Raw genomic sequence first — 22,321 nt, 5'->3', positions numbered from 1 at the left:
ACCGTCATTTGGTTTCCGAACGGGGACTGGATACACTTCTCTCGAAACGGCCGGACAGGCCACCAACGAGCGGAGAGTGTCTGGTGCAGGTAGGGGCAGAGGGTAATCGCACGTTTCTGAAGTCCGGATTCCGGTGCCGGCTTGTCCTGGCAGGACTTATGCTCCTGCCTCTGACCGCCAGCGCCGACTGGTACAGATTCACCGATACCGCCATGACGACCCCCATCGAACTGGAGTTCTGGGCAGACGATAAAGAGCTGGCGGACCGGGTTGGAACAGAAGTGTTGGCGGTTTTTCATCAGGTAGATGAGCAGATGAGCCGCTACCGTGATGACTCGGAAGTTTCCGGGCTCAACCGCAGCGCGGCCAGCGGACCGGTTGCCGTCAGTGCCGGCCTGTTTCAGGTGCTGCAAAAGGCCCGGGAAGTGTCTCTTCTCAGTGACGGCGCGTTTGACATAACGTTTGGTTCCGTTGGTTATCTTTACGACTTCAGATCCGGGAAAAAGCCCACGGAAGAAGAAATTCGGTCCGGTTTGCCCCGGGTAAATTTCCGTGACGTGATTCTTGATCAAGACGTCCGAACCGTCGAGTACCGCCTGCCAGGTATCCGGGTCGACCTTGGCGGCATCGCCAAAGGCTACACGGTGGATCTGGGGATTGAACGCCTGCCGGGGGTCGTCGCCAATACCGCAGAGCCTATTACCCGTAAAACCGGTGATACGCTGGCGTCCCGCGCTACCGCAAACACCAGGAGCAGCGGTGTGAATGAGGAAGCGCTGAACCGGGAGGCCCGTCAGGTTGCCCTGGCCGAACGTCAGCGCGCCGAAGTTGCGGAAGCAGAAAGGATTGCAGCCGCAAAAGAGACTGCACGCAGGGAGCAGCAGGAAACGGCCGCCAGAACCCGGAGCAAGGAAGAATTGCGCCGCACCATGGACGCCAACAAATCAGCGATCTACAGCATTTACAACCGGGAGTTGCGCCGGAAACCTTCCCTCCAGGGAAGCATCACGCCTGAACTGGTTATTGAGCCGAATGGAGCAGTGTCGAGCTGCTCGGTGGTGGAGTCCACGCTTAATGAGCCGGCGCTCGAGAGCAAGATCTGTAACCGTTTGAGGCTGGTGGATTTTGGAGCCCGGCCCGGGGTCGACCAGACCAGGATCCGGTACCCGATTGAACTGCTGTCCAGCTGAAAAGCCGGACAGCACTCTCTCAACGTTTTGGGGTCGTAGCTGCGACCACGAGACTAACCACTCCGGAGCCCGCAAGGGCACCAACAAACGGCATCAGTGTTGGGATGCTGCCGGGGAAGCTGGCGGCTTCCAGGCCGGCCATAAAGCTGCCTCCGGCAATCCAACCCGGCAGAATGGCGCCAAGAAGCCCCGCCAGACAGCCCAGAATCGCCGCTCGCGTGGTCATTCTGCTCCAAAGCCCCATCAGTACAGGCAACACCGCCGTGGCGCACAGCAGGTCGGCGATCAGGAACAGCCGGAGCACCGAGATCCCCTGCAGTGCCACCAGAACCACCGGAATCATCAGCAGCACGGTGAACCATCGGGCACTGACAATGGAAAGCCCCTGTTTCTCGGTAACAGCCAGGGACGCCAGGGCATTTTGCAGTGTATCCACCGACGAGGCGACCAGGGTGATCGCCAGAATAAGTGCTGGCAATGACAGCCAGGCCGGGGCATCGGCCAGCAAAGCAAAGAAGGGAATCGGCGGATTACCAAGGTCGGCGCCGCTCATGGCCGCCAATATCCCAAGCCCGCCAACCACAGCGACCACGCCGATGGTGACCACGCCGCCGAGCAGCGCCCCCCGGCTCAGGGCGTCGGTATCCCGGGCTGACCACAACCTTTGCCAGTAGCCCTGGTGGAACAGGTTGGCGGCGGTCACCGCTATCACCAGGGTCAGCGCCACGCTCAGGGCAGCGGAGGTCGGGATGTCCGGGAGCGCCGCCGGAGCCGCTTCCGGGAGTTTGCCGATAGCAACGAAACTGACAATGGCCAGCAGGGCGATCAACAACAGGGCCTGCCACTGATCAGTGACGATGCTTGCGCGAAGGCCACCGACTGCGGTGTAAATCAGTGTGGTTATCGCAACACCCACTACCACAATACCGCCATTGATGCCGGACAGGAGTGAGGTGATCGCACCAATGGCGGTCAGCTCGGCGGTCAGGAAACAGAGCATGTACAGCACGGAGATCAGGGAAACGTAATGGCGGACTCCGTTGCCGTAACAGGCGTGGGCGAACTCACCAATGCTGCGGCCCTGGGGCAGGAAATGACGGATGGCGGGCCCGCAGAAGGCGAACACGATAAACGGCAGGGCGGCGCCAAGGGCATAGCCCGCCAGTGCCAGAGGGCCGACCAACGCTCCTACCTCCGGCGGCGCGAACAGGATCCATCCCCCCATGCCGGAAGCGAGGAAAGAAAGCCCGAGGGCTCTGGCTCCCTGGCTGTTCCGTGCGGTCACGTAATCGTCCAGGCCGCCGTCAGCGAGACGAGCTCTGAGCCCGAGCCAGGCAAACAGGATCATGGCGGCTGCAATCGCCACGAGGGTAGTATAAAACATCAGGTGGTTCTCCGCCGGTCATCCAGCGGGCCATAGTGCCACACTGGCGATTCCGGGGCGAGATCAGGCGTCTTCAGCAACCGCAGGGTTGAATAACCGGAACAGGTTCCGTCCGTCCTGCTTGGCCCGATACATGGCGATGTCGGCACCTTGCAGCAATTCGGAGGCGGTAATGCCATCCCGGGGGTAAAGGCTGATGCCGATACTGGAACCCACGTTCAGGGACTCGCCGTTGATGTGGTAGGGTTCATGGTTTCTGGCGATCAATCGTTCTGCCACCCGATAGACATCGTCAAGATGTTCCAGATCGGGCAACAGGACAATGAATTCGTCCCCGCCGAGCCGGGCCAGGGTATCGTCTTCACGCAAGCAGCTCTGGACACGGCTTGTGAACTGAAGCAGTAATTCATCGCCGGCAGCGTGGCCAAGCCTGTCGTTAACGCCCTTGAAATGGTCCAGATCCATGAACATGACTGCCAGCAGGGATGAGCGGCGATGGGCATGGCGAATGGCGTGTTCAAGGCGATCCTCAAGAAGCCGGCGATTCGGAATGCCCGTTAGGGCATCGTAGTAGGCAAGTTGGCGGATCTGCTCCTCGTTCTTCCTGTTCTGGGTGATGTCCGTGAAGAGCCCGGCGTAGTGGGTGGTGTTGCCCTCTTCATCGGTGATGGCGGTGATCGTCAGCAGCTCCAGATAGAGCTCTCCGGTCTTGCGCCGGTTCCATATCTCGCCCCGCCAGTAGCCATGGGTGACCAGCGAATTCCACATCCGCTGGTAAAAATCGTCGTCGTGACGGCCCGAGGACAGGATTTGCGGTGTTTTCCCTACAACTTCGTCCTGGCTGTAACCTGTGAGTAGCGTGAACGCCGGATTGACGAACTCAATGTTTATGTCCCTGTCCGTCACCATGATGCCTTCGAAGGAAGACTCGATCACCCGCTCCGCCAGTTGCAGGGTCTGCCGGGATTTCGCAAGTGCCTGGTCCCGTTGCTCCAGTGCTTCCCGCAAATCGTCCAGGTACATCTGCTCGGCACCCGCAAGCATGTCGTTGTAGCCAATCAGGCCAGTGACCTCACCCCGGCTGTTGGTTACGGCCAGATGCCGGATCCGGTGATTGATCAGCAGGTCCCTGGCACGAATTAACGGCTCGGATTCGCTGACGGTCAGTAATGGCCGGATGGCCAGGTCGGCGGCCAGGGCATTACCGGTATTGCACGCAATCAATCGGACTATATCCCTTTCGGTGAGAATGCCCAGCCCCTCGTCATGGCAATCGACCACGACGGCACCAGCCTGATGCCGATGCATGATCGCCGCAACCTCAGCGAGGGCAACCTGCCCATCCACGACCAGCGGGGGGTGCGGGATGGCGGTACTGACCTCCCTCAGCCGCAGGTAGGGCTCAAGTCCCTGATTGAGGGCAAGGTCGGTCTGGGACAGGATGCCCAAATGTGAACCGGACTCATCGACAATAAGGAAATGCCGTTTCCCGGTATCCCGAAACCGCAGGGCGGCCTCGCCCGCATCCATATCCCCGGGCAGGGTGAGCACCGGCGAGCTCATGACTGAACTGATCGGACGTTCAAAGCTGGCCGGCTCGGAAAAGTCGATTGTCAGGGCATCACGCTCGGTCCAGATGCCGGTCACCTGACCATTTTCGGTAATCAGAATCGAGCTGACCGAGCGCTCTGCCATCTGAGCCGCTGCGTCAGCGATGGGGGTGTCCGGAGAGCAGTGCAGCAAAAAACCGCTGTGCATGATGCGTGATATTGGTAGCGGTCGCCCCATGGGCTTTCCTTTCCTTTGTTTTATTATCAGTCTAACATTTCGCCGCATCCGCCGCTTTAACTTTCACATAGCTCCCGGGAGCGTCCTCAAGTGCGGGCAGTTTGCCATCTCCCGGTACGCGGGCTGGTACTTTCTCTTCAGAGAACGTAGCAATCCACTCAAGCCAGTGTGGCCACCAGGATCCCGGATGGTGTTCGGAGCTGTCGAGCCAGTCGTCGGCGTCCGGTACCAGCGTGTCGTTGGTCCAGTAGCCATATTTTTCCTTGTAAGGCGGGTTGATCACCCCGGCGATATGGCCCGAGCCGGAGAGTATAAAGCGAACATCACCACCGTGCGCCAGCGCGCCTTTGTAGGTGGTTTTCCACTTGGCGATATGGTCTTGCCTGGCCGAGAGGAAAAAGGATGGCACATCGATCTCGGACAGGTTGATGGATTCCCCGGCCAGGGTCAGTGAATCCGGCTGCACCAGCCGGTTATTCAGATACATTTCCCGCAGATAGAAGCTGTGCATCTTCGCCGGCAGGTTGGTGCCGTCGGTGTTCCAGTAGAGCAGGTCAAAGGCGGCCGGTTTCTGTCCCTTCAGATAGTTATTGGTCCAGAACGACCAGAACAGCTCGTTTTCCCGGAGCAGGTTGAAGGTAAAGGCCATGGCGCGGCCGTCCAGATAGCCCTTGCGCTCAAGCATGCGCTCGATCCCCCGGAGGGAGTGATCGTTGATAAACACGCCGATGCCGCCCGGGTCCGAAAAATCCAGCAGGGTTGTCAGATAAGTTGCGCTCGCCACCGGGTTGCGCCGCTTTTTCTTCAGCCAGGCGAGAGTGGAGCCCAACAGGGTGCCACCGATGCAGTATCCGATGACATTCATCCGTTCTTCGCCGGTGGTCTCGGTTACCGCATCCATGGCGGCCAATGGCCCCAGTTGCATGTAGTCGTCCCAGCCCTTGTCCCGGAGCGAGGGCCCGGGGTTACGCCAGGAAATGATAAAAACGGTCTGACCCTGGTTCACCAGCCACTGGATGAAGGAGTTCCTGGTGGTCAGGTCCAGGATGTAATACTTGTTGATCCAGGGAGGCACGATCAGAAGGGGACGCTTGCTGACGGTTTCCGTTGTGGGCGAATACTGGATCAGTTGCATCAGCTCATTCTGAAAGATTACCTTGCCCGGGGTGGTTGCCAGGTTCCGGCCCACCTCAAAGGCGGAGCGATCAGTCATGCCGACATTGAACAGTGACGGGTTCTGACGCAGGTCCTCGATCAGCTGGCGGCCCCCATCGACCAGGTTCATGCCCTTGCGCTCCCAGGTAATCCTGAGCACTTCCGGATTGGTTGCCGGAAAGTTCGAGGGCGAGAGCAGGCTGGTCAGTTGCCTGCCATAGAACAGCATCTGGTCCCGCCCCGCCTCGGGCATGCCTCCGATACCTTCCACCCAGTTCAGGAACGCCCGGGAATTGATCAGGTAGGCCTGGTGCAGAACATCAAAAGGCAGATGCCGGTGCCAGTCTTCAGCCTGGAAACGCCGGTCGTCAGGCTCCGGCGCAGCCACCGGCGGCTCCCCCTTGCCCGCCAAACGCGCAAGGGTGTAATAACTCAGCGCCAGGTGTTTGCGGGCCAGATCCAGCTCCGCACCGGCAAACCTGAGCGGATGGAGCAACAGATCCTCGGCCATGGTCCGGTAGGCATCAGACATTTCAGTCAGGGTAGAGAGTTTCGCGTCGTCCATGACGCCTGCATCCCCGAGCAGCTTCTCCAGTTGCTGCTGCCCCTGCCGGACATTGGTTTCAAAGCTGTTAACCAGCTGATTGACGGTTTTGCCGAGCGTATCCAGGCCGAACATAACAATCCCTTACTTGGCGGCTTTCGGGCCGGGTTTTGTGGTTTCTTCCTGGGCCTTCTCGAACACCTTCTGAAATTGCTCCCGGCTTTCGTTGAAGTAGTCCTGCCAGGCTTTCCAGTCTGCAGTAAACTGTTCGCTGAGGGACTTGAGGGTTTCGGCCTGGTCACCGGTCAGGGATTTCAGCCCCTCCAGGTCCCGTACTTCAGAAACTTTCCTGGCCTGTTCCCTGGTGACATCAGCATAGCGGCGGAAGGCATTCATCTGCATTTCCGCAGCCTTGCTGAACTGCTCGAACAGGGTCTCGTTCAGGCGCGTGGCTTTTTCAAACAGGTCATTAGTCATTGCTACAACTCCCTTGCATACAGGTCAGTTAAATGAAGCCTTATTTTGCCTCAGTCAGTATTACGCAATTTGACAAGTATCAACCCCGGGTTCAGCTTATGCTTTACTGTAGACGTTTGTATATCCCGGATTATCCGCACGGGGCAGGAGGCGTAATATGAGTGACCGCAAATCGGAACTGGAAACACTGCGAGCAGACCTGAAGGCCAGGCTTTCCCGTTATGAAGCCCATCAGCATCGCGAGGGCGGCGCGCTGGACAAGGACTTCGAAGAGCAGGCAGCCCAGACCCAGAATGACGAAGTGGTTGATTCCCTCGAAACAGAAACCCGCGCCGAACTGGTACAGATAGAGCGAGCGCTTGAGCGTATCGAGAGCGGCGTTGGCGATGAGTGCGAATCCTGTGGCGAGGCCATTGACCCCCGTCGTTTGCAGGTGCTGCCCTACACCACCGTATGTGTCGACTGCGCTGAAGACTGATCTCATGGAACCAGGGACGGGCACCATGACAGAGCCACCGGTATTTCACACCCGGGGGCTGACCAAGACCTACGGTCAGGGTGAGGTCCAGGTTTACGCACTCCGGGGGGTGGACCTGGATTTTTACCCTGGTGAACTTGTCGTGATGCTGGGCGCCTCAGGTTCGGGAAAATCGACCCTTCTGAACATCCTCGGCGGACTGGATGTGCCGACCTCCGGTGAGGTTTGCTACCGGGATATTGACCTTAGTGCGGCGGGGGATCGTGAACTGACCCGCTACCGCCGGGAGCACGTTGGCTTCGTGTTCCAGTTTTACAACCTGATTCCAAGCCTGACCGCGCGGGAAAATGTAGCGGCAGTTACCGAAATTGCGTCCAATCCCATGTTGCCCGAAGAAGCTCTCGAACTGGTTGGACTAAAGGCGCGCATCGACCATTTTCCAGCACAGCTTTCCGGTGGCGAGCAACAGCGCGTTGCCATTGCCCGGGCCATCGCCAAACGACCAGAAGTGCTGCTTTGCGATGAACCGACAGGAGCCCTTGATTCGGCCACCGGCGTGTTGGTTCTCGAAGCCCTGGAAAAGGCGAACCGGGAAACCGGCACTACGACGGTTATCATTACCCACAACGCTTCCATAGCCGGCATGGCGGATCGTGTGATCACGCTTTCCGACGGCAATATCAGCGGCGAACGCCGTAACGATCAGCGCCAGGATCCCCGGACTCTGTCCTGGTAACAGGGCGAAAAAGTGAACGCGATGGCCAGCAATGCACTGAACACCAAACTTTGCCGGGAGCTCTGGCAGATGCGGGGCCAGGTGCTCGCCATTGCCCTCGTGATCGCCGGCGGCGTGGCCGTGTGTGTCATGTCCCTGGTGAATTACTCCTCCCTGGTGGCAACCCGGGCCCAGTATTACGAGCAGCACCAGTTCGCAGAGGTGTTTTCCGCCCTGAAACGGGCGCCCCGCCATATCCTTCAAGAGATTGAAAAACTGCCAGGTGTCGCACGTTACGAAGGCCGCGTGGAGGGCGGCGCCAAACTGGAGATGCCCGGCTTCGCGGATCCGGTCTCGGCCCGGCTGGTGTCGATCCCCCCGGATGGCCAGCCGGACATCAATCGTCTCTTCATCCGGGAGGGGCGGCTTCCAGCCCCCGGCCGAAACCAGGAAGTCGCGGTCATCGGGAGCTTTGCCGAGGCACACGAGTTGTCACTGGGTGACAGGTTCGAGGCCATCATTAATGGTCGGCGGCAGGCTCTTATTCTGACCGGCATTGTTGAATCGCCGGAATTCATTTACGTGATTCCGCCTGGCGCAATGCTACCGGATTACCAGCGGTACGGTGTGCTCTGGATGAGCAGAGAGGCTCTGGAAGCCGCCATGGATATGGGGGGCGCGTTTAACAGCCTGGTGGTTACGCTCAGGCCGGGCTATTCGGTTGCCTCTGTGGCGGATGCTCTTGATCGGTTACTGGCTCGCTACGGTGCGACCGGAGCCTATGGCCGGGATGACCAGTTTTCGCACCGTTTCCTGAGTGATGAGCTGAACCAGCTGAAAACCATGGCCACGGTTTTTCCCCTGATTTTTATGGGGGTGGCCATGTTTCTCCTGAATGTGGTCATCAGCCGGCTGATCAGTACCCAGCGGGACATTATCGCGGTGCTCAAGGCCTTTGGTTACGGCAACCGCCAGATCGCCTGGCACTACAGCAAACTGGTGATTGTGATCGCGGTTATCGGATTGTTGCTCGGGCTTGCCCTGGGATTATGGCTGGGGCGGGCGCTGGGGGAGCTTTATATGGATTTCTACCGGTTCCCCGGCCTGCTGTTCCGTATCAATCCGCTTTGGCTGGTGTTACTGGCCATACTGACCACTGTAGTCGCGTGGCTCGGTGCCTGGAGGGCCATCAGGCAGGCGGCGGCCCTGCCGCCTGCTGAGGCCATGAGGCCGGAGGGGCCTGCCAGATACCGGGTTACCGGGGTGGAAAAGCTGCTCTCGGGAATCCGTTTTTCCCAGCCATCGCGAATGATCGTGCGCCAACTTTCCCGCCGCCCTGCACGGACACTGCTGTCCATGAGTGGAGTTGCCATGGCCTCGGCCATTGTCATGGTTGGTAATTTCCAGTTTGATTCGGTGTCATTGATGGTGCATACCCAGTTTGCACGGGTTCAACAACAGGATCTGGCCACCACGTTCATTGATCCGGTGAACAGTTCGGCTCTGTACGGAATACAACGCCAACCGGGGATCCGTTACGTTGAGGGCCGGCGCACGGTACCCGCACGCCTGAAATTCGGGCATCGGGAATGGCGCAGTGCTGTGACCGGGATACCCGCCGACGCGCGGCTGCAGTATGTTGTCGACAGCGACCTGGAGCGCGTAAGCCTTCCGGGCGAGGGACTTCTGCTGACGGATTACCTGGCCCGGGAACTGGGGGCGAAACCCGGCGATACCCTTCAGCTGGAGCTGCTTGAAGGCGACCGGAGAACGGTACTGGTGCCTGTAGCAGGGGTTACCAGTGAGTTTCTCGGCGTGGGCGCCTACATGAACCTCGATGCCCTGAACCGGGCCTTGGGCGATGGGCCCCTGATCAATCAGGCCATGATAAATCTGGATCCCACCAAAGCGGCGGAAGTCTACGACAGCCTTCGGGAAACCCCCGGAGTTCTTGGCCTGAGTATTCGTCAGGCCATGCTGGACAGCTTCTACGATACCCTGGCCCGGACCTTCCTGACGTTCACCTTTTTCAACAGTCTGATGGGCGGCATCATCGCCTTCGGTGTTGTTTATAACACGATCCGCATATCCCTCGCCGAGAAGGGTCGGGAGCTGGCAAGCCTCAGAGTACTCGGGTACACCCACAATGAAGTTGCGCATATATTGTTGGGTGAGGTGGCGCTGTTGCTGCTGCTTGGCGTGCCACTCGGGTGGTTAATCGGGCAGGGCCTGGTGCTGTTGATTGTCACGGCCATGCAAACGGAGCTCTATCGGGTGCCGCTGACCATAACTTCCCAGACCCTGGGTATTTCGGCGTTAGTCGTGGTGGTATCTGCGATTGCTTCAGGGGTTATTGCGTGGTGGCGCCTGAAGGCGCTGGACCTGGTGGCCGTGCTGAAAACACGGGAATAGTTGCTGCAGGAAACAAGGAGTGAATTGACGCTATGGCAGCAAAACGGTTTGCAGGAAAATGGCTGTTCTGGGGCGCGTTCGTGTTGTTGGCCATCGCAGCAGTCGTGTTCACCGTTCGCCCTGATCCGGTGTGGGTGGATCTGGCAACGGTGAGCCGCGGGCCAATGGAAATAACCATCAGGGAAGAGGGTAGAACCCGGGTTCGGGACCGGTATGTGGTTTCATCCCCGGTGGCTGGCTTCCTCCATCGGGTGCTTCTGGAGGTGGGCGATCCGGTTATCCCCGGAGAACTGCTCACCGAGGTCGACCCTATGCCCGCCAGCACCCTGGATGCCCGTAGCCGTGCGGAGGCGGAAGCCAAGGTTCAGTCGGCCCGGTCAGCGCTGAACTCCACTCGCCAGAAGGCCACGGCTGCCGAGGCGGAAGCGGATCTGGCGATGCGGGAGCTGGCCCGCCTGCAGGCGCTCCGTGGTGATCATTTTGTCTCCGAAGAGCGTTTGCAGCAGGCCAAGGCCGCTTCGGACAGGGCTCAGGCTATCCTGCGCTCAGCCCGTTTTGATGAAGAAGTCATGGCACACGAACTGGCAGCCGCCAGAACCCGCCTTGAAGTCTCTGCAGCCAGGGCTTCAGGTAATGGCGCCGTGGAACGGGTTCCGGTTCGGTCCCCGGTCAATGGTTCGGTGCTGGGCATTATACGGAAAAGTGAGGGCGTAATTCATGCCGGCGAGGCTATCCTGGAGCTGGGTGATCCGGGCGCGCTTGAGGTAGTTATCGACGTCCTGAGCTTCGACGCTGTCAAGCTCAGCCCCGGAGTGACTGTGCGTCTCACAGGGTGGGGTGGTGGCACTCTGGATGCGGTAGTCAGGCGGGTTGAACCTGTCGGATTCGAGGATGTCTCCGCGCTTGGCGTGGAAGAAAGGCGGGTACAGGTGGTTGCGGATATCACCAGTCCGCTGGAAGCCTGGGAGACACTTGGCGATGGCTATCGGGTGGATGCGGAATTCGTGCTCTGGGCCTCTGCCGATGAGCTTCAGATCCCCGAGTCCGCCATTTTTCGCAAGGATGGCCAGAGCCTTGTATTCCGGGTGGTGGGCGAACGGGGGGAGCTCACAACCGTTTCAACAGGCCGCACCAATGGGTTCTACACGGTCATTCTGGACGGCCTGAGCGAAGGCGATCTTGTGGTCCGCCATCCGGGTCGCCAGTTGGAAGATGGCAGTCGGGTGAGAGTCCGATAGTGTCGGCCTTTTCTTCAGCGCCGACCCGGCCGATAATCACAATACTGGAGTGAGAGAATGATCAATCGACTTGCACCTGTGGCCTGGGTAGTCGTATTCCTGGCTGTGTTTTTCTGGTCTGCCATCGAGCCGAAGGACCGGGCAACCTGGGTGCTGGAGGTGTTGCCGGCAGCAGTCGGTTTTGGCTTGGTTATCTGGTGCTTTTTCCGGTATCCGCTCACGCCGCTGGTGTACCAGCTGATACTGGTGCACGCCATCATTCTGATGGTTGGCGGCCACTATACCTATGCTGAAGTTCCGGTATTTGACTGGTTCCGGGACTGGTTTGGCTGGGAGCGCAACAACTACGATAAACTGGGGCACCTGGCCCAGGGCTTTGTGCCTGCGATCATTGCCCGGGAACTGGTGATTCGGTTCGGCGTTTTTGCCCGCCGCAGGTGGCGATCATTTTTTATCGTCTGTTTCACTCTCGCCCTGAGTGCCTTCTATGAGATGATTGAGTGGTGGGTGGCCCTGCTGAGTGACGAAGCGGCCGAAGCCTTCCTTGGAACCCAGGGCTATGTGTGGGATACCCAGTCGGATATGGCCTGGGCGTTGTCCGGTGCTGTTATTGCCCTGATTCTGCTGGGCCGTGTTCATGACCGTCAATTGCAGGGCCTGTAAAGTTGTGATCGTCACAAATTTCACCTCCCGGAAAATGGAATAGAGCGGCATGTCTGAACAACAACCGGCTCAGAGCACATCGGATGGACTTCCACGCAGCCAGGTCGCCGGCCTGATCCTTGGCGCCGCATTTCTGCTGGCAACAATGATTTTCCCACCCCCGGAAACCATGAGCGCAGAAGCCTGGGCAGCCCTGGGTCTGATGCTGTTGATGGCCACCTGGTGGTCAACGGAAGCCATTCCGATTCCGGTCACCGCCTTGCTGCCCATCGTTCTGGTGCCGGCGCTCGGGCTCGGGAACGTTGGCCAGGCCACGTCGCCTTACGCCCATCCGATTATTTTCCTGTTCCTGGGCGGCTTCACACTCGGGCTTGCCATGCAGCGCTGGAACCTGCACCGCCGGATTGCCCTGATGACCCTGAAGGCCGTTGGCAGTGAGCCGCGTCGGCAGATCGGCGGTTTTATGCTGGCCACCGCTTTTTTGAGCATGTGGGTAAGCAATACCGCAACGGCCATCATGATGCTGCCCATTGGCCTGTCGGTGGTGGGCATGTTGGACAGCGGTAATCCCAAGGGGGTTCGCCGCTATGCCACCGCGCTTTTGCTGGCCATTGCCTATTCCGCCAGTATCGGCGGCATCGCAACACTGATCGGTACACCGCCCAATGCTCTGCTGGCGGCGTATCTGAGTGAAAACCAGGGCATCTCGGTCGGCTTTGCCCAATGGATGCTACTTGGGGTTCCGGTCACGATCGTTATGTTGGCCCTGGCCTGGTGGTGGCTGACCCGTCGGGACTTTGACCTGGGCAATTCCAGTGATGGCGGCAGCGCAATACGGGAGGAGCTTGATGCTTTGGGGCCGCTTGGCAAGGGTGAAAAACTGGTTGCCGCAGTATTTCTGATCACTGCCAGTGCCTGGATTTTCCGGCCGCTGTTATCTGGCAGCCTGATGCCATGGTTAAGCGATACCGGTATTGCCATCGCCGCCGCTATTGCCATGTTTGTTATTCCGGTAAATACCAGCAAACGGGAGTTCCTGCTGGACTGGGAAACGGCCAGGGGTATCCCCTGGGGGGTTCTGTTGCTGTTCGGTGGTGGCCTGGCAATGGCCGGCGTGATCAGCAGCTCCGGGCTGGCGGAATGGATCGCGCAAAGTCTCGGGGTGGCGGGCACCCTGCCAACACTTGTGATGATCGTGATGGTGACAGGTGTGATTATTTTTCTCACTGAAGTCACCAGCAATACTGCAACGGCCGCCGCCTTTCTGCCCCTGCTGGGTGCACTGGCCATGAGCCAGGGAGTATCACCACTGCTGCTGACGGTCCCGGCAGCTATCGCAGCCAGTTGTGCCTTCATGATGCCGGTGGCGACGCCACCCAATGCGATTGTGTTTTCCAGTGGCCACATGCAGATCAGCGACATGATCCGGGCGGGCTTTGCCCTGAACCTGATGGGGATTGTGGTGGTGACCCTGCTGAGTTACCTGCTTCTGGGGCTGGTTTTCACCTACTCTCCCTGAACCCCACCGCTGACAATCAGGCGCTGGCCTCCGGGCCCCAGGTACAGTGGCTGGTCATTGTCGAGTCCGTTTTCGTGTTATCCCGTCAAACTCCGGGGTCCTCCCGGTCGTTGCCATGAACCAGTTCTCAAATCCCTTCTGGAAAGCCCCCTCTGCAGCGACAGATTTGAGGCACAGTTATCTTTAAGGGGACAGGCTTTTCGGTATCTTACCGTAACAACATGTAACCCAATAAATACCGTGGCCAATAAAAACAGGGACTTCGTCTGACATGCTGCTGGTGCTCGCCGGATCCATTCTTACCTTTGCCATGGCGCAGGAAGCAACTGTGGTGGAGCCCTTTGAAAGAGGGGCTGTTGTCATTGAACAGGATGTGGATTCCAGCCCCGTAGAGCTGCACTTCGATGTGCGGATTGAACCGCTCATTGAGCAGAAGTTCCGGAATATCGTGCGCCAGGCCTATGACTACAGTTGTGGCAGTGCCGCGCTGACCACCGTGCTGAATTTCTACCTGGGGCGAACGTTGTCGGAACGGCAGGTCATGGAGGGGCTGCTGCATTACGGAGAAAGCGAGCGAATTGTCGAACGCCGGGCGTTTTCCATGCTCGACATGAAGCGGCTGGTTACTGCTCTGGGTTATCCGTCAGGGGGGTTCCGGGCCACCATTGATGACCTCAAGGATCTGGACCACCCGGCAATCGTTCCGATTCATCATGCGGGTTTCAAACACTTCGTCGTGCTACGCGCGATCCGGGACGGGCGCGTTTACCTCGCCGACCCCTCCGTTGGCAATATCTCCTTCACGCTTGAGCAGTTCAGGGAAAAATGGGACGACAACGTGTTGTTCATAGTATTTCCGGGAGGTGACAAGCCCCTGGACAACCTGGAGCTGAAAGAGGAAGACCTTCGCTTTGTGGACGACCAGACCATGACGTTGCTGGCGCTGGAGAGGATACCGGAATTTCACGAATCCACTGAGAGGCGCATCCAGAATCTGCTGGAGCGCCAGAAAAACAATCCCGATGGCAGCGTCGAGAATACCCGGAAGCAGTTGTTTTACCGTCGTAACTAACTTGCCGGGGTTCACCGGCGTCAGGAAAATTACTAATAAGAAAGGGAGTCAGGATGAATCGTTGGTTTGCGCGAGGCGTTATCCTTGTTTCCATGGCAGGTCCGCTTTCGGGCATGACCCTGGCGGATGAAGGAAGTGTGGATCAGGCGCGGGAGGCGCTGGCCAAACAGGAGGGAGACGAGGATGCGTCACAGCAGCTGGAAGAGGTCTTCCAGGCTGCGGAGAAGAATTATTCCCTTCAGAGGAAGGGGTCTCACTACCTGAATTACTCATTCGACTATTCCTATACCGCCGACCAGCGGCTGGACCTTGCCATTACCAACGGCTCGGTGAGGAACCTTGATGTGGTGCCGTCGGCCACCCACAATTTCACCAATTCCTTTACCTACGACTACGGCCTGCTTGATAACCTGACGGTTGGTACCCGTATTCCACTGGTGGTCAAGTATGACACCCAGGATGAACTGAACGTTTACGATTTCGGTGACATCTCCTTTACCGGCCGCTGGCAGCCCTTTGCCTATGTGCCCGGCAAGATGTCGACCACCCTGTTCGGAACCCTGACGAGCAAGACCGGCGTCAGCCCCTACGAGATCGATATCAACGAACAACTCTCCACTGGCAGCGGCTATTATTCAATCGGTGGCGGCGCGAGTCTGTCCAAGGTGCTGGATCCGGTGGTGATCTTCGGTTCGGTGAGCGCCACCTATAACCTGCCTGCGGAAGACCTTCAGCAAGTCCGGGGAGCACGGCTGCTGACGAACGTGGATCCCGGATTCGGGCTGTCGGGTTCGGCCGGCTTCGCCTATTCACTGTCCTATGACATCTCCCTCAGTATTTCAGCTCAGCTCAGCTACACCGACGAGACCGTGCTGAGCTTCTCGAATGGCGATCAGGCGGTGGCTCAGGACCAGATGACCGGTTTTCTGAGCCTGTCCCTGGGTACTCGCGTCAGCGATACCACAATAGTCAACACCAGCCTTGGCATTGGCCTCACCGAGGATGCGCCGGACTTTTCCCTGGGGGTATCCCTGCCCATTAACTTCTCCGGCCTCAAAGAGTGATTGGTGTCGTTGACGAATTACGGGAAGGGAAGGATTTCATGGCACAGAAAAGCCACAACCGTCGGATTCTCGCGGCCCTGATTGCCACGACCATCTCGTGTGGTACCCAGGCCCAGCTTGCGCAGAACCTGACCATTCATCCCAAGGCGCTGGCGCTCGGCAATGCCGTCACCGCTGACCCACCGGGCATCATGGCGATTCACTACAATCCGGCGGGTCTGACCAAGCTGGACGGTCGTCAACTGGAAGTGAATCTGATGAGCGTCTACCTGGATATCGACGCGGATTTCACGGCGCCTGAAGGCTACGAGATTTTTGGCATAGACGGGCTGGAGATTGATCCCCGGACGGGCAAGCAAAGGGACCCGGTTGCCAATACCCACAGCCATTCCAACAACGTGGCTCTGTATCTACCGGGCTATGGCATTCTGAGGGCGCCGCCGGGGCCGGCTATTGCGCCTTCGGCGGGTATCAGCATCAATTCGCCCGGGTCCAAACTGACCTTCGGGAATGCGTTTTACCTGCCGCTGGCGGCGGGTTTCTATCGGGACAAGGACGATCCGGGCCGGTATCAGCCCCAGGCCACCGCCTTGCAGAGAACGACCTATCTGTCACCAACGGTTGGTTACGAGATCAACGACCAGTGGTCGGTTGGCGCCGGTATTCATCTGTCGCAGATGGGGATCGCCGCGGATCAGTACATGCGGGCGCCCAACATGTTGCTGGGCGTGGCGGAAGTCCTTCAGGATGCCTTTAATTGTGAAAGCGGTGACGAACCGCTGCAGCCATGGCTTGCGCTGTGTGGTGGTAATGTTGGCCCCTGGGATGATATTGGCGCCCTGAGCATCAATGTGCAGGAAACGCTGTCGCCCACTTATGCGCTGGGCGTCATGTGGGAGCCGACCGACTGGTTCAGCTGGGGGGCAAGCTATACCTCCGAAGCTGAAATGAACATGAAGGGTACCTTCGAGATCCAGTATACGGATGACTGGTCCGGCTTTTGGCAAAGCGTCAACGGTTCGGTGCTGGGTGCCATTACCTCGGCCATTCTGAGTCTTCCCTCCGGTGCCCCCAAGGAGGCCGGCAATGTCAGCATGGACCTGGTTTATCCCCAGCATTTCCAGACCGGTATCAGTGTCGACGTGCACCCGAAACTGACCCTGAACACAGACATTGGCTGGACCGACTACAAGCAATGGGACGCCTTTGTCTTCCGCTTTGACCGCAACCTTGAATTCCTGAACGCGGCACGGATCCTGTCGCCGGATAACGCCACGCCGAATACCCTGAGACTGCCACTGGGGTTCAAGAGTCAGTGGAACTGGGCTTTCGGGATGGAATTTCATGCGTCGACCCGTCTGGACCTGCGGGCGGGGGTCGAAATCCGGGATTCGGTTATCCCGGATGACCAGCGGCAGGTGATGGCGCCGTTCGGGGGTGCTAACCTGTACAGCATCGGTATGGGGTATCGGTGGGACAAGAACACAGAGATTGATATGAACCTCAGCTATCTTCAGTCGGTGGAGTCGATACCCGCCAACGGCAGTTGCAACCTGAACTGTGACAATATTTCCAATATCATTTATAACCCCTACGCTGGCCTGGACGTGAAAACCTCGCTTCGGGTTGTAATGGCTGGCCTCAGTTTCCGGACCAAATTCTGAAGACGATTTCGAACCCGGGGGTAGTGATTGTCAGTGACTAACGGCTCCAGACTAAAACGGATATTACCCCTGCTGCTGGCAACGTCGCTGGCGGGTTGCCAGATCGGGGGTTCGGTCGTATCCGAGCGAGAGGGTTATTTTACCTGGGTGGATGAGCAGGGCAGGGTGAGATACTCACCCATTGCCGGCGCCACGGGTGAAGAACCGGAACAACCAACCGGGGAAGAAGGCGGTACCGATGCCGCTGCCCCGGCCCCCGCAGGAACCGGACCGAAGCCGGAGTTGCGGGAAGAAACGGAATACACCCTTGAGAATTACCCGGACGCCGGCCAGCTTGAAAAGGACGGTTACGTTCGCCCCGGCGAACGGCAACCCTACTTCACCTGGCGGGACGCCGAAGGCAATGTCAGGGTCGACTATTACCAGCCGGATACCCGCTCCGATCGCCAGAAAGGTCTGGTAGCGCCGCCTGTCCGGATTACCGAGGCCCGCGTTTATCATGCCGGTCCGGACACAGCGGACCGTGCACGGGTGCCCGGCCATGATCCGGACGCTTTTACAATCCTGGGTATTGAACCCGCCATCAGCGATTACTTCTCCCGCTTCTCTGAGGCCTGTTGTGAATCGATGGACATTCGTCATCGTGAAAGCTGGCAGTCGGGCCGGGAGTTCGGAATTGCCCTAACGGAAAGCTCGCAGGTACATCCATTTCTGACGGGTCCGAGCCCCTATCAGGTGGTTGAACTTCCCGGGCCGGACAGAATTGACAGTTTTGTCATGCGGCTGCGTTCCTACGCCAGAAACGGGGTGCTGGTGCCATCGCTGGTGTTTCTTGATGACCAGATGAAGCCGCTCAGGCTGGTGACGGATCTGGTGATGGATTTTGAGCCTGAGAACTGGCGCCGTCGCGGCTATCTGGAGGCATGGATACCCGCGTTTCCGGCCCGGGGGGAGCGATGGATGGTCGTGTTCACGCGTGCGGAGGACCTGAGCGGCCAGACCGTTATTGAAACACCGTCCGGCCCCCGGAAAATCCCACATGTCAGCGAGGGCGAAATCGGACTGATGCAACTGGAGGATTGACGTCGCTGTCCTCTCAGTTCTCTCAGTTCTCTCAGTCCTCGGGTTTGCTCAGGTCCAGCCACTGTTGCGACAGCCAGTAGTAGCTGCCATCACCGGCAGGGTGGGTACAGTTGTAGCGAAAACGCCGGCTGTTGAAGCTGTCCGGGGCCTGCACTCTCACGTTGCCGTCAATCACCTCGAAACCGATCCGCCCCTTGCCTGAGGCAAAGCAGGTCAGCTGGTTGGCATCAATGGGGGAAATCAGCGGAAAAGTCAGTGTCGGTGGGTTGTCGGAGATCACGCCATCGGGCAGGTCTCCGGCACTTACAGGAAAGGCCTTACTGCGAAGTTTGTCATCAAGGCTGCCCAGCTGCCCGTAGGCATTGGCCATCGGAAAACGGGGTAACCGCGTGGGGGCGGATTTTGACCCAATGGCGCCGGATTGCTGGCCGAAACCATACCAACCGCGCGCTGCAATTTCCTTTTCAAGTGCTTCGTCAAACTCACCGTAGGGATAAGCGAACAGGGGGGCATTGGTACCGAGCTCGTCGGCAAGGGTTTCCTGGGCAGAGTCGAGACTGTTCGAGACGCGGGTTTGCCATTTGCTGTCTGTCTCGCCGGGCTTTTTCGCAAGGTGGCCATGGTCGGCACTGTGGTTGGCTATGGTGATGCCTTCACGTCCGGCAAGTTCCTGTATCTGATCCCAGGTCATGTAGCCGTTGCGCCCTACGGCCTGGGTGTTCACGAATATGGTATAGGGATAGCCTTTCGACGCCAGCAAGGGCGCTGCCTCTGAATAGACGGACTCGTAGGCATCATCAAAAGTGATGGCGATGCGGTTGTCACTTTCGTCCCCGCCAGCGAGAGTTTTCCTTGTACCGTCGAGCAAATTGACGACCTCAATATCCAGATCCGAAATCATTTCGAGTTGGCCTTCGAATAGCGAGACCGATGTGGAGGTCGCCGGCGGCGTGGCATCGCTCACATGGTGGTATTGGAGCACGACGAGATCAGCCCATGCTGGAAAGGCTGTCGCCAACAGTGAAAACACGGCAAGCGGTTTAGCGAGTGCTTTGATCGGCATTGTGTCTCCTGAATTGACTGAACCGAAAACAGATCTTTTTTCAAGATCGATCAGGTGCTGTGGCGAAAATGGGCTCTGAGAACGGCGAACGCTTCATTCAGATGCTGGATAGTTTCCGTGTTGCCCCCCCGATCAGGGTGCGCCCGCATAACCGCGCGTCGAAAACGTTGCTTCACGGAGGGGAAATCCGATGGCAAGGCCTCAAAACCCAGTACCTCGGCGGCGGCTTTCGTTTCTGCCTGTGCCGGGCCCTTGCCAGGGCGACCGGCCCAGAAATCATCCATCATCTGGTGTATTGCGTCTTCCGGCAAATGGTACTGGGAAAGGTCGAGATAGAATTGGCGAAGTGTGTCGACACCATCTGGTACCCCTTTGCCACCGATGACCTTCTGGGTTTCCAGGCAGATATTCAGCGGTGAAATCCGGAGACTTTCACCCGTGTCGGACAACTGGTCACGCAGCCGGTATAATACGTGGAACAACAGAAAATGAACCGGGTAGAGCTTTTCCGGTTCGTTGAAAGTGACTTCGCCGAGAAGTTTCCACGGTGGTCTCTGGAGCGACTTGATCAGCGACAGCTCGCTCATTCCCGCAGGCGCCGTTCGAAGTTCATGCTCCACGGCGACCAGAAGATGTTGAATCTGGTGCTCAAGCAGGGCATCGGTTTCGATCGCCCGGGGGGATGAGGAACTCATGCTGGAGTAGTAATCTGTCATAAGCCCAATGGTAGGGGACTCGGGTCCCTCAGGGAAGTGACTCCAGCCAGGATGGCCTTTCGGTTCCCTATGCGATTGTGTTCCCGTTTCCCGGTGGCTTCTTTACCCGGTTGCACCATATCCATGTTGGTAACCTGTCCCTGAATCCATGTGACGCGTATAATCCCACGTCCACTTGCCTTATGAACGGCCTTATGAACGTAGTTGGTATGCCCGAAGCAATGATCGCCAGTTCCGAACAGTCTCTCAACCCAGAGCGCGAACGCCGCCAGAAACTGGAGTTGAACAAGCTGCAGAAACGTCTGCGCCGCGAAGTCGGGCAGGCGATTGCCGATTTCTCGATGATTGAAGCCGGTGACAAAGTCATGTGTTGTCTCAGCGGCGGTAAAGACTCTTACGCCATGCTCGACATTCTGCTTAACCTGCAGAAAAGCGCGCCGGTTTCGTTTGAGCTGATTGCCGTCAATCTTGACCAGAAGCAGCCCGGGTTTCCGGAAGAGGTACTGCCCGAATACCTTGAGTCCATGGGTATCGAGTATCACATCATCAAGAAGGACACCTACAGTATTGTTAAGGAAAAAGTGCCGGAAGGAAAGACCACCTGTGGCCTGTGTTCCCGCCTACGTCGCGGAATTCTCTATAATTTCGCGGAGGAGCACGGCGTTACCAAGATTGCCCTGGGCCACCACAGGGACGATCTTCTGGAAACCCTGTTCCTGAACATGTTCTATGGCGGCAAACTCAAGTCGATGCCGCCAGTGCTCCACAGCGACGATGGCCGCAATACGGTCATCCGGCCGCTGGCGTTCAGTCGTGAGAAGGACATTGCCCGCTACGCCGCCCTCAGGGAGTTTCCGATCATCCCCTGTAACCTCTGCGGTTCCCAGGAAAACCTCCAGCGCCAGGTGATCAAGGATATGTTCCAGAGCTGGGACAAGCAGCACCCCGGGCGCCTTGAAACCATGTTCCGCGCCATGTGCAACGTTGAACCTTCACACCTGGCGGATACCAACCTGTACGATTTCCGGGAGGGCAGACGGCTGGGCGGCAAACGCCAGGCGGTGCAGACGGCGGAACCGGAAGAGGCAAGCAGCTTTGGTCGCCTGGATGTGCTGAATATCTAGGCAAAGCCGCGCATTAATGCCCGACCAGATACTGGAATGGCAGCGTCCAGACGCCGAACAGAATCAGCAGGGCGCCGGTGACTTTCCGGAATAACCGGTGTTTCTGCAAACCCCGGATCCAGCCTGCTGCATACCCTGTTGCCAGCATGGACGGCAGGGTTCCCAGCCCGAAAAACAGCATGGTCAAAGCAGCCGAACCCACCGTCGGCTGCAATGCTGCCCAGCCCAGGGTACTGTACACCAGGCCGCAGGGCAGCCAGCCCCAGAGCGCACCCAGGGCCAGTGCCTGTCCGCCGTGGTTTACCGGCAGGAAACGTCGGGTCAGGGGAGACAGTCGGCTCCAGATCGGTGCTCCGACGCGCTCGATATGCCGGATTCCCTGCCACCACTGGCCCATGGACAGACCCATGAAAATCAGCAATACGCCCGCCAGGGTCCGCAGGACCAGGCCAGCCAGCTCCCACTGACTGGCGGCGAAGGTACTGGCCAGTGCAACCAGGGTTGCGATCAGGACGTAACTGCCGATGCGACCAAAATTGAAGGCAAGCAGCATGACCGACTGCCGAAGCCGGAAGCCCCTGCCAACCGGCAGGGCCATGGAAAGTGAGGCACTGATGCCTCCGCACATTCCCAGGCAGTGAGTGCTGCCGAGCAGGCCGATCAGGAAAGCGCTTGGATAGCTGAGGTAGAGTTCCGGGCTCATCCTTGTTTCGGCTCATCCTCTCCTGATTTGGTCTTTGCGCCGGCCTCGGTTGTCTGCCCGGTGGTTTTTTTGTCCGCCGGCTTATCGGTCCGGGCTTCGTCCGGAATCATGTCCTTGTCATCATCGTAGAGTATCCGGTGGGCGGGACCTTCAAGGTCGTCATACTGGCCGTTTTTGACGGCCCATGAGAACAGTGCGATCCCCAGCGTCACCAGTATGAGCATTACCGGAACCAGGAACATTACGATTTGCACGGGTTAAACCTCGCG

20 protein-coding genes are annotated in these 22,321 nt (G+C 58.4%); 12 read left to right on the top strand and 8 right to left on the bottom strand.

Annotated elements, in window-relative coordinates; all coding sequences use genetic code 11:
* Nucleotides 1–212 precede the first annotated feature (212 nt).
* Entirely contained in the window at nucleotides 213–1,190 is a 978-nt protein-coding gene (locus D0851_RS20455) for an FAD:protein FMN transferase (RefSeq protein WP_117620273.1), read from the top strand.
* A 19-nt stretch (nucleotides 1,191–1,209) separates the two neighbouring features.
* Here D0851_RS20455 and D0851_RS03940 read toward each other — a convergent pair whose 3' ends face one another.
* From D0851_RS03940 to D0851_RS03925, 4 genes are all read right to left on the bottom strand, one after another.
* Entirely contained in the window at nucleotides 1,210–2,574 is a 1,365-nt protein-coding gene (locus D0851_RS03940) for a sodium:solute symporter family transporter (RefSeq protein ID WP_117617455.1), read from the bottom strand.
* A 63-nt stretch (nucleotides 2,575–2,637) separates the two neighbouring features.
* On the bottom strand, nucleotides 2,638–4,362 hold the full coding sequence (locus D0851_RS03935) for a diguanylate cyclase domain-containing protein (protein ID WP_117617454.1): 1,725 nt from the start codon (nucleotides 4,360–4,362) through the stop codon (nucleotides 2,638–2,640).
* A gap of 31 nt (nucleotides 4,363–4,393) precedes the next feature.
* Nucleotides 4,394–6,196 (bottom strand): PHA/PHB synthase family protein, encoded by a 1,803-nt coding sequence (locus D0851_RS03930; RefSeq protein WP_117617453.1) that lies wholly within the window; start codon nucleotides 6,194–6,196, stop codon nucleotides 4,394–4,396.
* Between the two features lie 9 nt (nucleotides 6,197–6,205).
* Nucleotides 6,206–6,538: a phasin family protein gene (locus tag D0851_RS03925; RefSeq protein WP_117617452.1), complete on the bottom strand. Its 333-nt coding sequence runs from the start codon at nucleotides 6,536–6,538 to the stop codon at nucleotides 6,206–6,208.
* Between the two features lie 157 nt (nucleotides 6,539–6,695).
* Between D0851_RS03925 and D0851_RS03920 the strand changes: the two genes are divergently transcribed.
* The 10 genes from D0851_RS03920 (at nucleotide 6,696) to D0851_RS03875 (ending at nucleotide 18,446) form a co-directional block, all read left to right on the top strand.
* Nucleotides 6,696–7,016 carry a TraR/DksA family transcriptional regulator gene (locus D0851_RS03920; protein WP_117617451.1) on the top strand — a complete coding sequence of 107 codons (321 nt, stop codon included), beginning with the start codon at nucleotides 6,696–6,698 and terminating at the stop codon, nucleotides 7,014–7,016.
* A 25-nt stretch (nucleotides 7,017–7,041) separates the two neighbouring features.
* On the top strand, nucleotides 7,042–7,752 hold the full coding sequence (locus tag D0851_RS03915; protein ID WP_227539439.1) for an ABC transporter ATP-binding protein: 711 nt from the start codon (nucleotides 7,042–7,044) through the stop codon (nucleotides 7,750–7,752).
* Nucleotides 7,753–7,773: 21 nt separating this feature from the next.
* Nucleotides 7,774–10,143 (top strand): ABC transporter permease, encoded by a 2,370-nt coding sequence (locus D0851_RS03910; RefSeq protein WP_117620272.1) that lies wholly within the window; start codon nucleotides 7,774–7,776, stop codon nucleotides 10,141–10,143.
* Between the two features lie 32 nt (nucleotides 10,144–10,175).
* On the top strand, nucleotides 10,176–11,381 hold the full coding sequence (locus D0851_RS03905) for an efflux RND transporter periplasmic adaptor subunit (RefSeq protein ID WP_117617449.1): 1,206 nt from the start codon (nucleotides 10,176–10,178) through the stop codon (nucleotides 11,379–11,381).
* 57 nt (nucleotides 11,382–11,438) lie between these two features.
* Nucleotides 11,439–12,044, top strand: coding sequence for a DUF2238 domain-containing protein (locus D0851_RS03900; protein ID WP_117617448.1), 606 nt, complete (start codon nucleotides 11,439–11,441; stop codon nucleotides 12,042–12,044).
* A gap of 49 nt (nucleotides 12,045–12,093) precedes the next feature.
* Nucleotides 12,094–13,563 (top strand): SLC13 family permease, encoded by a 1,470-nt coding sequence (locus tag D0851_RS03895; RefSeq protein WP_117617447.1) that lies wholly within the window; start codon nucleotides 12,094–12,096, stop codon nucleotides 13,561–13,563.
* A 271-nt stretch (nucleotides 13,564–13,834) separates the two neighbouring features.
* Nucleotides 13,835–14,635 (top strand): C39 family peptidase, encoded by an 801-nt coding sequence (locus D0851_RS03890; RefSeq protein ID WP_117617446.1) that lies wholly within the window; start codon nucleotides 13,835–13,837, stop codon nucleotides 14,633–14,635.
* Nucleotides 14,636–14,688: 53 nt separating this feature from the next.
* Entirely contained in the window at nucleotides 14,689–15,699 is a 1,011-nt protein-coding gene (locus D0851_RS03885; RefSeq protein ID WP_117617445.1) for a transporter, read from the top strand.
* 38 nt (nucleotides 15,700–15,737) lie between these two features.
* A complete protein-coding gene (locus D0851_RS03880; protein ID WP_117620271.1) occupies nucleotides 15,738–17,363 on the top strand; it encodes an OmpP1/FadL family transporter in 1,626 nt (541 codons plus the stop codon).
* Nucleotides 17,364–17,396: 33 nt separating this feature from the next.
* Nucleotides 17,397–18,446, top strand: coding sequence for a MalM family protein (locus D0851_RS03875; protein ID WP_117620270.1), 1,050 nt, complete (start codon nucleotides 17,397–17,399; stop codon nucleotides 18,444–18,446).
* Between the two features lie 31 nt (nucleotides 18,447–18,477).
* Here the strand turns inward: D0851_RS03875 and D0851_RS03870 are convergent, their stop codons facing one another.
* Nucleotides 18,478–19,509: a polysaccharide deacetylase family protein gene (locus D0851_RS03870; RefSeq protein ID WP_117617444.1), complete on the bottom strand. Its 1,032-nt coding sequence runs from the start codon at nucleotides 19,507–19,509 to the stop codon at nucleotides 18,478–18,480.
* Nucleotides 19,510–19,559: 50 nt separating this feature from the next.
* Nucleotides 19,560–20,204 (bottom strand): DNA-J related domain-containing protein, encoded by a 645-nt coding sequence (locus tag D0851_RS03865; protein ID WP_227539438.1) that lies wholly within the window; start codon nucleotides 20,202–20,204, stop codon nucleotides 19,560–19,562.
* Between the two features lie 230 nt (nucleotides 20,205–20,434).
* Here D0851_RS03865 and ttcA point away from each other — a divergent pair, with 230 nt between their 5' ends.
* On the top strand, nucleotides 20,435–21,349 hold the full coding sequence (gene ttcA, locus D0851_RS03860) for a tRNA 2-thiocytidine(32) synthetase TtcA (protein WP_117620269.1): 915 nt from the start codon (nucleotides 20,435–20,437) through the stop codon (nucleotides 21,347–21,349).
* Nucleotides 21,350–21,362: 13 nt separating this feature from the next.
* Here the strand turns inward: ttcA and D0851_RS03855 are convergent, their stop codons facing one another.
* A complete protein-coding gene (locus D0851_RS03855; RefSeq protein WP_117617442.1) occupies nucleotides 21,363–22,052 on the bottom strand; it encodes a sulfite exporter TauE/SafE family protein in 690 nt (229 codons plus the stop codon).
* Complete coding sequence (gene ccoS, locus D0851_RS03850) at nucleotides 22,049–22,306, bottom strand: cbb3-type cytochrome oxidase assembly protein CcoS (protein ID WP_117617441.1); 258 nt, start codon at nucleotides 22,304–22,306, stop codon at nucleotides 22,049–22,051. The genes D0851_RS03855 and ccoS overlap by 4 nt, the downstream gene beginning before the upstream one ends.
* Between the last annotated feature and the right edge of the window lie 15 nt (nucleotides 22,307–22,321).

The organism is Marinobacter sp. Arc7-DN-1 (assembly GCF_003441595.1).
Lineage (GTDB): Bacteria > Pseudomonadota > Gammaproteobacteria > Pseudomonadales > Oleiphilaceae > Marinobacter > Marinobacter metalliresistant.
Note: the sequence above shows the minus strand (reverse complement) of the source record. Positions and strands in the feature narration are given on the sequence as shown.